Raw genomic sequence first — 14,318 nt, 5'->3', positions numbered from 1 at the left:
GGCCTCCCTGCAGCTCCTTATCGGGCCGCGCTGACCGAGTCGGACATCAGCGCGGCTGACCCCTCCCTGTCGAGGGGTCTTGTCATGTCAGGCCTACACCGGCCCGACGCCGTCCGGGGCAGCAGACCACCAGCCACGAGCGCACCGAGAGAGCAGACATGAGCGAGCAGCAGGTCGAGGTCGTCACGAGCGACGCGACGCAGGAGCACCCCTACCGCTACACCGCGGCGATGGCCGACCGCATCGAGCGGGCCTGGCAGGACCGCTGGGAGGAGCAAGGGATCTACCGGGCCCCGAACCCGGCCGGCCCGTGGGCCGACCCCGAGGACCCGCGGTCCCGGGCCGCCAAGCTGCTCGTCCTGGACATGTTCCCCTATCCCTCCGGCGCGGGGCTGCACGTGGGTCACCCGCTGGGCTACATCGCGACCGACGTCTACGCGCGGTATCACCGGATGACCGGCAAGAATGTCCTGCACGCGCTGGGCTACGACGCGTTCGGGCTGCCGGCCGAGCAGTACGCCGTGCAGACCGGTCAGCACCCGCGCAAGACGACCGAGGACAACATCGTCATCATGGCGCGCCAGCTGCGTCGGCTGGGGCTCGGCCACGACGACCGTCGGATGATCCGCACGATCGACCCGTCCTACTACAAGTGGACGCAGTGGATCTTCAAGCAGATCTTCGAGTCCTGGTACGACACCGAGGCCGTCCGCGCCGACGGTGGGCTGGGCAAGGCCCGTCCCATCAGCGAGCTGCGGGACGAGCTGGAGTCCGGGGCGCGCGCGTTGACCGGTGACGCCGCAGGTCGCACCTGGTCGGACCTCACCGCGGTGGAGCAGGCTGCCTACCTCGACGGCTTCCGGCTGGCCTACGCCGACGAGGCACCGGTCAACTGGTCGCCCGGGCTGGGCACCGTCGTCGCCAACGAGGAGGTCACCAACGAGGGCCGCACCGAGCGCGGCAACTACCCGGTCTTTCGCACCAACCTGCGGCAGTGGAAGATGCGGATCACCGCCTACGCCGACCGCCTGGCCGAGGACCTCGACCGGGTCGACTGGCCGGAGAAGATCAAGCTCATGCAGCGCAACTGGATCGGTCGGAGCCAGGGCGCGAAGGTGGACTTCACGGCCGAGCCGAGCGGCGAGAAGCTGACCGTCTTCACCACCCGCCCCGACACCCTCTTCGGCGCGACCTTCATGGTGCTCGCACCCGAGCACCCCGCTGTCCCAGGGCTGGTCGCCGAGGCGTGGCCCGAAGGCACCGACGAGCGGTGGACCTCCGGCTTCACCACGCCGGGCGAGGCGGTCATCGACTACCAGCAGGCCGCGGCGCGCAAGTCGGACGTGGAGCGCCAGATCGAGGACAAGACCAAGACGGGCGTCTTCACGGGCGGCTACGCGACCAACCCCGTCAACGGCGACCGGCTGCCGGTCTTCATCGCCGACTACGTCCTCATGGGCTACGGCACCGGCGCCATCATGGCGGTGCCCGCGCACGACGAGCGCGACTACGAGTTCGCCACGCAGCTGGGCCTGCCCATCATCGACGTCGTCTCGCCGACCGACGCTTCTGGTGCCGCTGACCCGGTCTGGGCCGGCAGCGTCGCCGACGGTGTCGCGTTCGCCGCGGCCGGTGTCGCCATCAACAGCCACAACGACGAGATCTCGCTGGACGGGCTGGAGCTCGCCGAGGCGAAGGCCTCGATGACGTCGTGGCTGGAGGACAAGGGACTCGGTGAGGGCACCATCAGCTACCGCATGCGCGACTGGCTGTTCAGCCGCCAGCGCTACTGGGGCGAGCCCTTCCCGATCGTCTACGACGAGGACGGCGTGGCCTACACGCTGCCGGACTCGATGCTGCCGCTGGAGCTGCCCGAGGTCGACGACTACTCGCCGCGCACGTTCGACCCTGACGACGCCCAGTCCAAGCCCGAGGCGCCGTTGTCCCGGGCGCGCGAGTGGGTCGAGGTCGAGCTGGACCTGGGCGACGGTCGGGGCCGGCGGCGGTTCACCCGCGAGACGAACACCATGCCGCAGTGGGCGGGTTCGTGCTGGTACTACCTGCGTTACCTGGACCCGGCCAACGACCAGGCCATGGTCGACCCCGAGGTCGAGGCCTACTGGATGGCCCGGCACGCCCAGCCTGTCGCGGGCGCGCCGGCCGGCGCCCAGGACCCCGGCGGCGTGGACCTCTACGTCGGCGGTGCGGAGCACGCGGTCCTGCACCTGCTCTACGCGCGCTTCTGGCACAAGGTCCTCTTCGACCTGGGCGTGATCTCGAGTGAGGAGCCGTTCCGAAAGTACTTCTCGCAAGGGATGATTCAGGCGTATGCGTTCACGGATGCCCGCGGGCAGTACGTCCCGGCGGCCGAGGTCGAGGAGCGTCCGGCCGCGGACGGCTCCGAGTCCACCTGGTGGTGGCAGGGCCAGCAGGTCAACCGGGAGTACGGCAAGATCGGCAAGTCGCTGAAGAACGCCGTGTCGCCCGACGAGATGTACGACCAGTTCGGCGCGGACACGTTCCGGGTCTACGAGATGTCGATGGGACCCCTGGAGCTCGGTCGTCCGTGGGAGACCCGGGCAGTCGTCGGCTCGCAGCGCTTCCTGCAGCGCCTGTGGCGCAACGTGATCGACGAGGAGACCGGCGAGGTGCGGGTCGTCGACGGCATCATCGACCCGGCCACGAAGTCGTTGCTGCACAAGACGATCGACGCCGTGCGCAAGGACTACGACGGGCTGCGCTTCAACACCGCCATCGCCAAGCTGACCGAGCTGAACAACGCGCTCACCAAGCTGACCGCCGTCCCGCGCGAGGCCGCCGAGGCGCTCGTCGTGATGGTGGCCCCGGTTGCTCCGCACGTCGGCGAGGAGCTGTGGGCGCGACTGGGTCATACGGACTCCGTTGTCTACCAGTCGTTCCCGGACGCGGACCCGGCGCTGCTCGTCGAGGACACCGTGACCTGCGTCGTGCAGGTCCAGGGCAAGGTCCGCGACCGGCTCGAGGTCGCCGCCGACGTGTCGGACGACGAGCTCCAGGCGCTCGCGCTCGCGTCTGAGCGGGTGCAGAAGGCGTTGGACGGCAAGGCGATCCGCAAGGTGATCGTCCGCGCTCCCAAGCTCGTCAACATCGTGGCCGGTTGAGGCCGGTCGCCTGGTCCGCCCTGATCGCCTCGAGGACGCAGCGATGAGCTCCATTGCCGTGGTGACGGATTCGACTCCAGGTCTGCCGGCCGACGTGGTGGAGCGGCATGGCATCACCGTCGTGCCGCTTCACCTCGTGGCCGACGGGGACGAGTTCGCCGAGGGGATCGACCTCAGCACGGAGCAGGTCCCCGACGTGCTGCGTGCAGCCAAGAAGGTCGGGACGTCGCGGCCATCGCCGGCGGCCTTCCTCGACGCCTACGAGCGCGCGGCCGCCGGCGGCGCGACCGGAGTGCTGTCGGTGCACCTGTCGGGCGAGCTGTCCGGCACCGTCGAGTCGGCGCTGCTCGCTGCGTCGCGGGCGTCCGTGCCGGTGTCGGTCGTGGACTCGCGGACCGTCGGCATGGGCACCGGGTTCGCCATCTTGTCCGCCATCGAGGCCGGCGAGTCGGGCGCCGACCTTGAGGCGTGCGTGCAGGTCGCCACCGAGCGGGCGGGGGCGGCGACCGTGCTGTTCTACGTCGAGTCGCTGGAGTATCTGCGCCGCGGTGGGCGGATCGGCAACGCCGCCGCTCTCCTCGGCACCGCGCTCGCGATCAAGCCGCTGCTCGGCGTCCGGGACGGAGTCATCGAGCCGGTCGCCCGCGTGCGCACGGCCAGTCGGGCGCTGTCGGAGATGGCCCACCGCGCTGTTGCTGCCGTCGAGGCCGGTGCCAGCGGGGATGGTGGCGCCGGTGTGGACGTCGCGGTGCACCAGCTCGACGCCGCGCTACGGGCCGACCAGCTCGTGGAGACGCTGCGGCCGCGGTGTCCGCAGGCCTCGATCGGTCTGTTCGAGCTGGGGCCCGTGCTCGGGGCGCACGTGGGGCCCGGCACCCTGGCCGTGGTGGTGTCGCCGCGGCCGTAAGGCCGGTGGGCCGGAGCGCTGACGGTTGGGTCTGCGGCGACTGGCGGAGTCTGAGGGGTTCTAGGGGGGCTAGGTAGGTGCTCTAGGGGTTCTGCGTGGTTCTGACCCCTGCGCCGTCCACAGGTGCGGCTCGAGTCTGTCTGAGCCGGCCGAACGCTGCCTAACGTCTCGGCATGGTCCGACGAAGCCCTGCGCACGAGGAAGTCCTCGACCCGTTCGGTCGCCTGGCACGCCGTGCCGGACGGGTGGACGAGGGTGGTCGTGCTGCCACGGACGGGGATCAGGTGGCCTGGGACGAGGAGCTGACGGACGACGACGATCCGTTCGACTTCGAGATCCCGCCCGGGCGTGCCGTGGTGTCACCCGAGGCGCGCTCGGACGGACGTGAGGTCCTCGAGGCGCAAGCAGTGCTGGCCGGCGCCGGCACTGCCGCAGTGGTGAACCCCGCGGTGGAAGTAGACCGTGGCTCCGCCGATCGAGCCCGGTGGCCTCGAGCCGATCCCGATGCCCCCACCACGATGGGTGCGGAGGCGAGCCCGAGCACGAGCTCGCTCCCGCAGGTGGCACCCCCGGCCTGGCTCCGACTGCCGAGCGCCCTGCGCGGTGCCACCTGGTCGCCCGCCTGGACCGCCGTCCTCACGGTGGTGCTGGCCGTGGCCATCGCCATCGGGGTCTTCGCCGTGCGGGTCGCGCTCGCTCAGGCGCATGCCCGCCCGGAGCCGGTGTCAGCGGGTGCTCCGTCCGGTGTGAGCCGCACCGCGGTCCCGAGCGCGTTCGCGAGTGACGCCTCGGCGGCGGGTGGGGCTGCCGCAGCAGGTGGAGGCGCCGCAGCGGGGGGTCGGCCGACGCCGGGCGGCACGGCGCCCGGAGCCGCGAACGTCATGCTTGTGGTCGACGTCGTGGGAGAGGTGGCACGCCCCGGGATCGTCAAGCTGGCCAAGGGATCTCGCGTGGTCGATGCGGTCGTGGCCGCTGGTGGGCCGACCGCCAAGGCAGAGCTGAGTGTCGTCAACCAGGCCAGGCTCGTGACCGATGGCGAGCAGATCATCGTGCCCAAGGTCGGAGCCGTGCCCCAGGCCGGCTCGGTGCCCGGTGCTGCTGGGGCGGGCGGCTCGGGTGCGTCGGGTGTGTCGGGTGCGGCGCAGGGTGGCGGCGGTGGGGCCGGCGCGGCAGGTGGCTCGTCCAGCGGGGCGGCGGGCGGCGGGGTAGCGGGCTCGGGTGATGCTGGTGTGGGCGCGATTGGGGCGCCGGGCGCGATGGTCGACCTCAACACCGCGGACCTGGCGGCGCTGGACTCCCTGCCTGGCGTGGGACCCGCCATCGCCCAGCGGATCCTGGACTGGCGGACGATGCACGGCCGGTTCACCTCGGTGGACGAGCTCGGTGAGGTGTCCGGGATCGGCCCCAAGATCCTCGAGCGGCTGCGAACGCGCGTGCGGGTGGGCTGACATGACGGACATCCGGCTGCTCATCCCCGCCGTCGCGGCCTGGGCTGCCGTGGCCCTGCTGCTCGACCAGAGCGTGGTCGGCGTCGCGATCGCCGTCGCCGGGGTGCTGCTCGCCGCGGCGGGGACCCTGGTCGTGGCCCGGCGCCGGCAGCGGCCGCGGCGCTGGTGGCTGCTCGTGCCGTCCCCCCTCGCGCGCTCGTGGATCCTCGCCCTGGTCGGCATCGCGCTGGCACTCGGTGCGCTGCTCATGCACCGGGGGATCCGGGAGGCCGGCACCGTCGGAGAGCTCGCCGACCAGCGCGCCGTCGTGACCGTCGTGGGCACCATCGCGAGCGACCCACGCCTCGTCGGCAACGGGGCCGAGAGCCAGCAGAAGGCGATGCTGCGGCTGCGTGTCGACACGATCACCGGGCGGGGGAAGGTCACGCAGGTCGACACCCCGGTCCTCGTCTTCGCCGACCGGTCGTGGCTGTCGACCACCTGGGGGCAGCGGGTTCAGGTCACCGGCCGGCTCGACCAGGCCGTGCCGGGCGACGAGGTGCAAGCCATCCTGGGCGCACGGGGACCGGCCAAGGTCGTCGACTCCGCCGGGCCGGTGACGCGGGCGGCCGAGCACGTCCGCGCCTCGTTGCGCGGCGCGGTGCGCTCGCTGCCCGCCGACGCCAGGGGACTGGTGCCGGGGCTGGTGATCGGCGACACGAGTCTCACACCCCCAAGCCTCACCGAAGCCATGCGGGCCACGTCCCTCACACACCTTTCCGCCGTCTCCGGCACGAACGTGTCCATCGTCCTCGCCTGCCTGATCGGCGCGGCTGGGCTGGTGGGGCTGGGCAGACGGTGGCGGCCGCTCGTCGCAGCTGCGGGGCTGGCCGCCTTCGTCGTGCTGGCTCGACCCGAGCCGAGCGTCGTGCGGGCAGCGGCCATGGGAGCCGTGGGGCTGCTCGGGCTGTCCACGCGCCGCCGGTCCGAGGCAGTGCCGGCGCTCGCCGCTGCCGTCCTCGGCCTCCTGGTCTACGACCCGTGGTTGGCGCGGTCCATGGGTTTCGCGCTCTCGACCCTGGCCACGCTGGGTCTGCTGCTGTTCGCGCGGCCGTGGGGGGCCGTGATCGCGCGCTTCCTGCCCGCCCGGCTGGCGCCGCTCGGTCCGGCGCTCGCCGTCCCGGTCGCCGCCCAGGTGATGTGCGCGCCCGTGATGGTGCTGCTGCAGCCGGCGGTGTCCCTCGTCGGCATCCCGGCCAACCTGCTCGCCGCACCATTGGTCACACCGGCGACGCTGGCCGGCGTGGCGACCGCGCTGGTCGCCGTCGTCGTCCCTCCTGTAGCGCCCGTGGTCGCCTGGGGCGCCGGTGTGCCGGGTGTCGGGATCGCCGCCATCGCCCGCGTGGGTGCGCGCGTGCCCTTCGGATCGGTGCCGTGGCCGGAGGGCGCGCTCGGTGCCTGGCTGCTCGCGGTCCTCACCCTGGTGCTCGTGCTGACCGGTCCGCGGCTGGTGTGGCTGGCCCGGCTCCGCCCGTGGGTGGCGGTGGGCGTGGTGCTGGTGCTGCTGGCGTCGACGGTGACCACGACCCGGTTCGCGTGGCCGCCTCCTGGCTGGCGACTGGTCATGTGCGACATCGGTCAGGGCGACGGGTTGGTCCTTGCTTCGGGGGGTGGCCACGGGGTCCTGGTCGACACCGGACCGGATCCTCCGCTCATCCGGGAGTGCTTGTCACGCCTGGGGATTCACGTGCTGGATGCGGTGATCCTCACCCACTACCACGCCGACCACGTCGACGGTCTGCGTGGCGTCCTCGAGAGCGTCGATGTGCGCACGCTGCTCGTCGACCCGGTGCCGCTGCCGGACGACCGCTACCGCGAGGTCGTCGAGGTGGCGGCCGACCGTGGCATCGTGCCGGCACCGATCTACGCCGGCGACCACCTGGTCTACGGCGACGTGCAGGCCGAGGTGCTGTGGCCGCGACGACGCATCGAGGAGGACTCGGTGCCCAACAACAACAGCATCGTGTTGCTGGTGACCGTCGCCGGTCTGCGGGTGCTGATGCTGGCCGACGTCGAGGTGCCCTCGGCCCACCAGGTGCTCCTGGAGCTGCGGCAGCGACCGATCGACGAGGTCGTCGACGTCCTGAAGGTGGCCCACCACGGATCGGCCAAGCAGGACCAGACCCTGCTGAGCGAGCTACGGGCTCCGCTCGCACTCATCTCGGTGGGGCGGGACAACTCCTACGGGCACCCGGCGCCGTCGACGCTCAAGGCGCTGGCGCGTGGCGGCTACCGGGTGCTGCGCAGCGACCAGGACGGGGACGTGGCCGTACTCGGTTCAGGGGCCTCGCTGGAGGTGGCCCGGCGTGGGCCGTAGCGGCGACCGAGCCGGGGCTGGCGCGCGCCTCGGCCGTGCTGTGGTTGGGGCCGCGGGATCGGCCAGCCCCAAGGCGGCGGCCTGCTGACAGCGGCGGTGGCGTGGTCAGCTGGCGACGAAGGCGTCGGCGCTGGCCTGCAGCGCCTCGATGGTGGCCGCGACGGCGGGGACCTTCTGCAGGTCGGGGGTGGTCACGGCCACGACCTGACGGCGCGAGCCAGGAGTGCTCGTGCGGACGACCACCTCGTCACCGGCGGCGGTCTTGACGATGAGGTCGGGGACGAGGGCTACACCGAGGCCGGCGCCGACCAGGCCGATCTGGGCGACGTAGTCCTCGATCTCGAACGAGACCGTCGGCCGGAATCCCGCGTCGGCCGCCATGGACAGCAGGTGGATCCGGCAGCGCGGACAACCGGCGATCCACGGGTCGGTGGCCAGCTTGTCGAGCGGCACGACGGCCAGGTCCGCCATCGGGTGATCCTTCGCCAGGACGACCCGCACCTCGTCGGTGAGCAGCGGCACCGTGACCAGGCCCTCGAAGTCGGAGTCCTCGACCTCCGAGGCGCCGCCCTCGTAGCGGAAGGCGATGACCAGGTCGGTCTCACCGGCTCGCAGCGCCGCGAGGGCCTCGGGCGGCTCGGCCTCGGTGAAGGTCACCGACAGGTCCGGATGGTCGCGGTGGACGTTGGCGAGGGCGCGCGGCACCAAGGTGGCGGTGGCGCTGGGGAAGGAGGTCATCCGGACCCGACCGGCCCGCAGCCCGGCGATGGCGGCGACCTCCTCCTCGGCGGCGTCGAGCGCGGACAGGACCGAGACGGCGTGCCGCGCGAGCACCTGACCCGCCTCGGTCAGCCGCACCTGGCGACCCACCCGGTCGACCAGGACCGTGCCGGTGCGCTGCTCGAGCCGGCGCACCATCTGGGAGATCGCGGGCTGGGTGTAGCCCAGCGAGGCCGCGGCACCCGTGAAGGAGCCCTCGTCGGCGATGGCCTTCATGACCCGGAGCCCGGCTGCATCGATCATGGGCGCATTCTATAACACAGAGTTTGGGAGTTCCCTGGAATCCAAACGTGGCGTCATGCTTTGGCCTGGCAGGGTGGGAGCGTCGGCGCGGGGTAGGAGGGGTAGGAGGCGTCGTGGCCGGGGTGGCAATCGGGGCTGTGGCAACCAGGGATACTGGGTGCGTGACCACGCTCGACCACATCGCCCGGCTCGTCCACGACGGGGGAGTGTGCGTGCTGAGCGGTGCCGGGTTGTCGACGGAGTCGGGGATCCCCGACTATCGCGGTCCCGACGGGGAGCGGCGGGTGCAGCCGATGACCTACGGCGAGCTGCTCGCGTCCTCGGAGAACCGCCGACGCTACTGGGCCCGGGCCTTCGTCGGGTGGGAACGCTTCGACGCCGCCCGGCCGAACGCCGGCCACCGGGCTGTGGCCGCGCTGCAGCGGGCGGGCTACGTCGGTCCGGTGATCACGCAGAACGTCGACGGGCTGCACCAGCAGGCCGGGGCCCGGGACGTCGTCGAGCTGCACGGCACGCTGTCCGTCGTGCGCTGCCTCGTGTGCGACGACCGCACGTCGCGCGAGGAGATCCAGCGCAGGCTGCGCGAGGCCAACCCCGACTACCACGTCACCTCCGACGAGATCCGCCCCGACGGTGACATCGCGCTGACGGACGCGGAGGTCAGCGCGTTCCACCTGGCGCGGTGCGTCGTGTGTGGCTCCGACCAGCTCAAGCCCGACGTGGTCTTCTTCGGCGAGTCCGTCCCGAAACAGACTGTGGAGCAATGTTTCTCGCTCGTAGAGTCCGCCTCCGCGCTGCTCGTGCTCGGCTCGTCGCTGAAGGTGATGAGTGGCTACCGGTTCGTCCGCCGGGCGCACAAGCTGCAGATCCCGGTGGCGATCATCACGCGGGGTCCGACCCGCGGTGACGCCGAGGCGACCTGGCAGCTGAGCGCGTCCCTCGGACCGACCCTCGCCCGTCTCACCGATCTGCTCGGTGTCGACGACGACCTCGGTGAGGTCGTGGACCTCTCGGCGCCGGTGGGCCTACCGCTCGGGCTGACCTGAGAGGCCGAACTGGCTTCTCGTGAGCCGGTCGAACACGCGGTCCGGGAGCGTGCGCCCGATGACCATCGCCATGCGGGAGCCGCGCCCGATCGGGTAGCGCGTCCGCGGGCTTTTGGTCGTCGCCGCGTGCACGATCGCCGCGGCGGCGTCGGTCACCGAGGTCGTCATCGGTGAGGCCGCCGAACGGCGGTGATAGTCCGCCACCGCACCCCCATCGCCCGCGTAGACCGTCCCCGACGTCACGCTCGCGAGGCGCGCCAGCGCCTGGTCGTGCCACGGGGTCTCCACGACCCCGGGCTGCACGACGACGACCTCGATCCCGAACGGCGCCACCTCCAGCCGAAGCGCGTCCGAGACCGCCTCCAGCGCAGCCTTGCTCGCGTGATACCACCCCGCCATGGGGGAGGAGAACGCCGCGGCCACCGACGACACGAGGACGATCCGCCCACCGCCACGCTGCCGCAGATCGGGCAGCAAGAGACGGATCAGCTCCATCGGGCCGATCAGGTTCACCTGCAGCTGGGCCTGCGCCTCGTCCGCCGCCGTGAGCTCGAGGGGCGCGAAGTCTCCGACCCCCGCGCAGGCGACCACGAGGTCTACGCCGCCGTGGTCGTGGACCCGCTGGGCACAGCGTTTGATCGAGTCCTCGTCGGTGAGATCGAGAGCCAGCGCAGTTGCGCCACAAGGGATCTCCTCGGTCCGGCGGGCTGCCCCGACGACTCGCCATCCGTCCGCCACAAGCTGCTCGGCGACGGCCCGCCCGATGCCTGAGGAGGCGCCGGTGACGAGCGCGGTGCGCCGGCGCGCAGCTGGCTCGGGTGGCAGCGGGATCGATGCAGGAGGCGTGGCGGACATGGTCGATCCAATCTGTGAATGACGTTCGCGATTAATCGGCACGCTACTGTGAACGCCATGAGCAGTCAAGCGGACCCCCTCGCCGTCCGACAGCTGTGGGGTCTGGCCGAGACACCGGGGCGTGGGCCCCGGGCGCGCTTCGACGTGCACGAGATCGCCCGCGCCGCCGTGGCGATGGCCGATCGGTCGGGCACCTCCGACGTGACCCTCGCGGCGGTCGCCGGGAGTCTGGGGCTCGCGACGACGGCGCTCTATCGGTACGTCGACAGCAAGGAGACCTTGGTCGAGCTGATGATCGACGCGGCGTTGGGGGAGGCGCCCGCGGTCGGTTCGGTGACCGGCTGGGTCGACGCGCTGTGGGCCTGCTACCAGGAGCACTCGTGGCTCGCCCAGGTGCCGTTGACGCGAGCACCCCGGTGCCCCAACGCCATTGACTGGATGAGCGGCCTCGTCGCCGCGCTGGCGTCGGACGGTCACGTCGACCCGGTGGCGACCGCCCTGACGCTCGACGTGCTGGTGCGTGGCTACGCGGTGCTCGACGTGGTGGCGTCCACCGAGGAGCCACCCTCCCCGGAGATCATGGCCGAGATCGCGCGTCGACACCCCGTGCTCGCCGAGGGGCCGTCCCGCCCGGGCAGTGTCCGGTCGATGTTGGACGTCGCGGTGCGCGCAGTGCTGACGTCCACGCCACCCGCGGACGCTCGGACCTGAGTTCGCCTCCGCACACGTGAGGCCCGGACAGGGGGCCACGACACTGACGAAAGCGTGGCTGCAGCAGAGAATTCGCGGTCCGCGGTGACATAGCCTGCCTCTCGTGACCGACCAGCCGAAGCGTCAGAGCACAACGCCCAGCCGTCGCGAGGCGCGGGCCGGGGCGCGGGCGGTGACGGCTCAGATCGCCGCAGGCAAGGGCCAGCGCCCGGGGGTCGACCTCGGTCGAGATCTCGAGGTGCCGTTCGCGGACCGCCACGGTGCGGGTCTGTGCCTGTCAGGTGGCGGATTCCGTGCCGCGCTGTTCCACCTGGGTGCCTGTCGCCGGCTGGACGAGCTGGGCATTCTCGGGACGCTGCGCACCGTCAGTGGCGCGTCCGGCGGCGCGATCGTCGCGAATCTGCTTGAGCACCCGGACCTTAGGTGGCCGCACGAGCATCCCGAGCTCACTCGGGTCGGTGGCCTCGAGGAGCTGGTCGCCGCCCCGCTGCGCGAGCTCGCCTCGCACAACATCCGCACCCCGGCCATCCTCTCGCGACTGCTACCCACCCGCTGGTTCGTCCTCGACGGCGGGGTCCGCGCCCTGGCCGATCAGCTGGCGAAACACATCCCGTGGTGGTCGACCCCGTTGCGAGACATCGGGATCGGCGGACCGGGCAGCGTCACCGGTGCGACCGAGATCGGCTACGGCATCGACTGGCGGTTCTACGACCCGACGTCGATGCAACCGCAGGGATGGCTGGGCGACTACCGCCTCGGGTTCGCCCCACCCCCGCCCGCCTGGCGGATCGCCGACAGCGTGGCCACGTCCTGCGCCTTCCCGCCGGTCTTTGCCCCCAGGCGACTCGACGGGGCCAGCCTCGGACTCTCCGGTGGGACACCGGGACTCGAGAGCTCTGCGGCTCGCGAGGACGTGCTGCGCACGATCGAGCTGAGCGACGGAGGGGTCTACGACCAGCTGGCGCTGGAGCCCGTGTGGAAGGACCATCGCACGGTGCTGGTCTCCGACGGAGGCGCGGTGTTCCGGGCACGCACGACCTACACGCCCTTCGGCCGGGCGCTGCGAATCCTCAACATCGCCACCGACGGTGGCACGTCGGTGCGGGTGCGGTGGCTGCACGCCAGCATGGCCGCGCACGAGGTCGAGGGCGCGACGTGGGCGCTGGACACCGTTGTGCCGCAAGGCTATCCGCCTGCCGTTGCGGAGATGATCGGTCGCGTCCGGACCGACCTGGACTCGTTCAGCGAGGGGGAGCGGGCGATCGTCGAGCGTCACGGCTACCTCGTCGCCGAGCAGTCGATCCGCGAGCACGCGCCGCACCTCGTCGTGCACGACGCACCCCTGGCACCGCCGTTCGACGAGTGGGCCGACCCCGCGAAAGCGCTACGCGTACTGCAGAGCTCGGCCCGTCGCACCCTGTGGGGGCGTTGGTAGGGCGCGGCCCCTGGTCCGAGGGGACCGGAGCCGCGCCCTGAGGTCAGCGGCGGGCCGTCAGAGACGCCGCAGGACCGCCGTGACCTTGCCGAGGATCGTCGCGTGGTCGCCGTCGATCGGGTCGTAGGCATCGTTGTGGGGGAGCAGCCACAGCTTGCCCTCGCGCCGCTTGTAGGTCTTGACGGTCGCCTCGTTGTCGAGCATCGCCGCGACGATGTCGCCGTTGTCGGCGTCGGGCTGCTGGCGCACGACCACCCAGTCGCCGTCGCAGATGGCCGCGTCGATCATCGAGTCGCCGCTCACCTTCAGCAGGAACAGTGACCCGTCGCCGACGATCTGGCGCGGCAGCGGGAAGACGTCCTCGACGACCTCCTCGGCGGTGATCGGGATGCCTGCCGCGATCCGACCGAGCACGGGGACGTACTCGGCCTCGGGCCGCTCGTTGCCGATGTCGGTGACGTCGACCGAGGAGTCGACCTCGGCGTGGAACGCCTCCGGTGCCCAGTCGGGGCTCACGACCTCGATCGCCCGGGGGCGGTTGGGGTCGCGGCGGAGGTAGCCCTTGCGCTCGAGCGTGGACAGCTGGTGCGACACCGAGCTGACCGACTTGAGCCCGACGAGGTCGCCGATCTCGCGGATGCTCGGCGGGTAGCCCCGGCGCTCCACCGTGTTGCGGATGACCGACAGGATCTTGCGCTGGCGCATGGTCAGGATCTTGTTGCGGTCAGGCCGGTCCGGGAACTCCGTGACGTCACCCATGAGCTGCTCCTTGCTCGTCGTCGGCGGGCCTCCAAAGGACCGACAGGGGGGGGTCTGTCAGAGGTGCCTGCTTCACTTCAGATCGTGGCACCGATCGTATCGAGTCGAACAGCGGTTTGAAACAACCGTTCGAGTCGTGTCTTGACTTCGGCCCGTCGGCTGCTACTTTCGTACAAGCGATCTATCGAAAAGGTGTGCGAGCGATCGCTCGCACGCCGTCGCAAGGAGGACCTCATGAGTGCAGCACTTGCTTGGCACGGCACGTCGCCCGCCGCGGAGCCGGCATGCGCGCCCGCCCGTCCGCAGCTGCGGCTCGTGCCCACCGGCGCCGACGTGGCCGCCACGCCGAGGCGGGTGGCCCGTCGGGTCCGCCTCGCGCTGACGCTGACCGTCGCCGCCGCCCTCGCCATCACGGCGCTGATCCTCGCGCAGGCGCTCTCCGCGCCCGCTGCGGGGCCGACCGAGGTGCTGACCGTCGAGTCGGGGCAGACGCTCTCCGAGATCGCGGCGGTCAAGCTCCCGGAGCTCCCGGTGCGCGAGGGGGTCGTCGCCATCCAGCGCGCCAACCACCTCGGCACCGACGCGATCACCGCCGGTCAGACCTTGGTCATCCCCGCGCGCTGACGCCCGGCCGGCCG

General features: G+C 71.6%; 11 protein-coding genes. 8 read left to right on the top strand and 3 right to left on the bottom strand.

The features are described from left to right. Nucleotides 1-158 precede the first annotated feature (158 nt). From leuS to MM440_RS05185, 4 genes are all read left to right on the top strand, one after another. Nucleotides 159-3,140 carry a leucine--tRNA ligase gene (gene leuS, locus MM440_RS05200; protein WP_241443118.1) on the top strand — a complete coding sequence of 994 codons (2,982 nt, stop codon included), beginning with the start codon at nucleotides 159-161 and terminating at the stop codon, nucleotides 3,138-3,140. A gap of 43 nt (nucleotides 3,141-3,183) precedes the next feature. Continuing rightward, nucleotides 3,184-4,047 carry a DegV family protein gene (locus tag MM440_RS05195; RefSeq protein WP_241443116.1) on the top strand — a complete coding sequence of 288 codons (864 nt, stop codon included), beginning with the start codon at nucleotides 3,184-3,186 and terminating at the stop codon, nucleotides 4,045-4,047. 173 nt (nucleotides 4,048-4,220) lie between these two features. Further along, the gene (locus tag MM440_RS05190) at nucleotides 4,221-5,495 is read left to right on the top strand and encodes a ComEA family DNA-binding protein (RefSeq protein WP_241443114.1); all 1,275 of its coding nucleotides are present in this window, start codon (nucleotides 4,221-4,223) and stop codon (nucleotides 5,493-5,495) included. Nucleotide 5,496: 1 nt separating this feature from the next. Continuing rightward, the gene (locus tag MM440_RS05185; RefSeq protein WP_241443112.1) at nucleotides 5,497-7,851 is read left to right on the top strand and encodes a ComEC/Rec2 family competence protein; all 2,355 of its coding nucleotides are present in this window, start codon (nucleotides 5,497-5,499) and stop codon (nucleotides 7,849-7,851) included. A gap of 105 nt (nucleotides 7,852-7,956) precedes the next feature. On the opposite strand, the gene MM440_RS05180 is transcribed toward MM440_RS05185, so the two are convergent. Continuing rightward, the gene (locus MM440_RS05180) at nucleotides 7,957-8,874 is read right to left on the bottom strand and encodes a LysR family transcriptional regulator (RefSeq protein ID WP_241443110.1); all 918 of its coding nucleotides are present in this window, start codon (nucleotides 8,872-8,874) and stop codon (nucleotides 7,957-7,959) included. A gap of 161 nt (nucleotides 8,875-9,035) precedes the next feature. Here MM440_RS05180 and MM440_RS05175 point away from each other — a divergent pair, with 161 nt between their 5' ends. Next, nucleotides 9,036-9,920 carry an NAD-dependent protein deacetylase gene (locus tag MM440_RS05175; protein ID WP_241443108.1) on the top strand — a complete coding sequence of 295 codons (885 nt, stop codon included), beginning with the start codon at nucleotides 9,036-9,038 and terminating at the stop codon, nucleotides 9,918-9,920. On the opposite strand, the gene MM440_RS05170 is transcribed toward MM440_RS05175, so the two are convergent. Beyond that, nucleotides 9,900-10,775 carry an SDR family NAD(P)-dependent oxidoreductase gene (locus tag MM440_RS05170; protein ID WP_241443106.1) on the bottom strand — a complete coding sequence of 292 codons (876 nt, stop codon included), beginning with the start codon at nucleotides 10,773-10,775 and terminating at the stop codon, nucleotides 9,900-9,902. The genes MM440_RS05175 and MM440_RS05170 overlap by 21 nt on opposite strands. A 57-nt stretch (nucleotides 10,776-10,832) precedes the next feature. Between MM440_RS05170 and MM440_RS05165 the strand changes: the two genes are divergently transcribed. Further along, nucleotides 10,833-11,486, top strand: coding sequence for a TetR/AcrR family transcriptional regulator (locus tag MM440_RS05165; RefSeq protein WP_241443104.1), 654 nt, complete (start codon nucleotides 10,833-10,835; stop codon nucleotides 11,484-11,486). Between the two features lie 103 nt (nucleotides 11,487-11,589). Then, nucleotides 11,590-12,921 (top strand): patatin-like phospholipase family protein, encoded by a 1,332-nt coding sequence (locus tag MM440_RS05160; protein ID WP_241443102.1) that lies wholly within the window; start codon nucleotides 11,590-11,592, stop codon nucleotides 12,919-12,921. Between the two features lie 57 nt (nucleotides 12,922-12,978). Here MM440_RS05160 and lexA read toward each other — a convergent pair whose 3' ends face one another. Beyond that, complete coding sequence (lexA, locus tag MM440_RS05155) at nucleotides 12,979-13,680, bottom strand: transcriptional repressor LexA (RefSeq protein ID WP_241443100.1); 702 nt, start codon at nucleotides 13,678-13,680, stop codon at nucleotides 12,979-12,981. Nucleotides 13,681-13,914: 234 nt separating this feature from the next. Here lexA and MM440_RS05150 point away from each other — a divergent pair, with 234 nt between their 5' ends. Continuing rightward, a complete protein-coding gene (locus MM440_RS05150) occupies nucleotides 13,915-14,304 on the top strand; it encodes a LysM peptidoglycan-binding domain-containing protein (protein WP_241443098.1) in 390 nt (129 codons plus the stop codon). Nucleotides 14,305-14,318: the final 14 nt, after the last annotated feature.

The sequence above is a fragment of the Arsenicicoccus piscis genome (assembly GCF_022568835.1).
GTDB lineage: Bacteria > Actinomycetota > Actinomycetes > Actinomycetales > Dermatophilaceae > Arsenicicoccus > Arsenicicoccus piscis.
The sequence above is the reverse complement of the archived record's forward strand: the minus strand, read 5'-3'. Positions and strand labels throughout refer to the sequence as shown.

Excerpts from the sequence above, each read along its gene's own strand:
- lexA (WP_241443100.1), bottom strand. The coding sequence starts at position 13,680 with ATGGGTGACGTCACGGAGTTCCCGGACCGGCCTGACCGCAACAAGATC.
- MM440_RS05170 (WP_241443106.1), bottom strand. The coding sequence starts at position 10,775 with ATGTCCGCCACGCCTCCTGCATCGATCCCGCTGCCACCCGAGCCAGCT.
- leuS (WP_241443118.1), top strand. The coding sequence starts at position 159 with ATGAGCGAGCAGCAGGTCGAGGTCGTCACGAGCGACGCGACGCAGGAG.
- MM440_RS05185 (WP_241443112.1), top strand. The coding sequence starts at position 5,497 with ATGACGGACATCCGGCTGCTCATCCCCGCCGTCGCGGCCTGGGCTGCC.
- MM440_RS05195 (WP_241443116.1), top strand. The coding sequence starts at position 3,184 with ATGAGCTCCATTGCCGTGGTGACGGATTCGACTCCAGGTCTGCCGGCC.
- MM440_RS05180 (WP_241443110.1), bottom strand. The coding sequence starts at position 8,874 with ATGATCGATGCAGCCGGGCTCCGGGTCATGAAGGCCATCGCCGACGAG.
- MM440_RS05190 (WP_241443114.1), top strand. The coding sequence starts at position 4,221 with ATGGTCCGACGAAGCCCTGCGCACGAGGAAGTCCTCGACCCGTTCGGT.
- MM440_RS05165 (WP_241443104.1), top strand. The coding sequence starts at position 10,833 with ATGAGCAGTCAAGCGGACCCCCTCGCCGTCCGACAGCTGTGGGGTCTG.
- MM440_RS05150 (WP_241443098.1), top strand. The coding sequence starts at position 13,915 with ATGAGTGCAGCACTTGCTTGGCACGGCACGTCGCCCGCCGCGGAGCCG.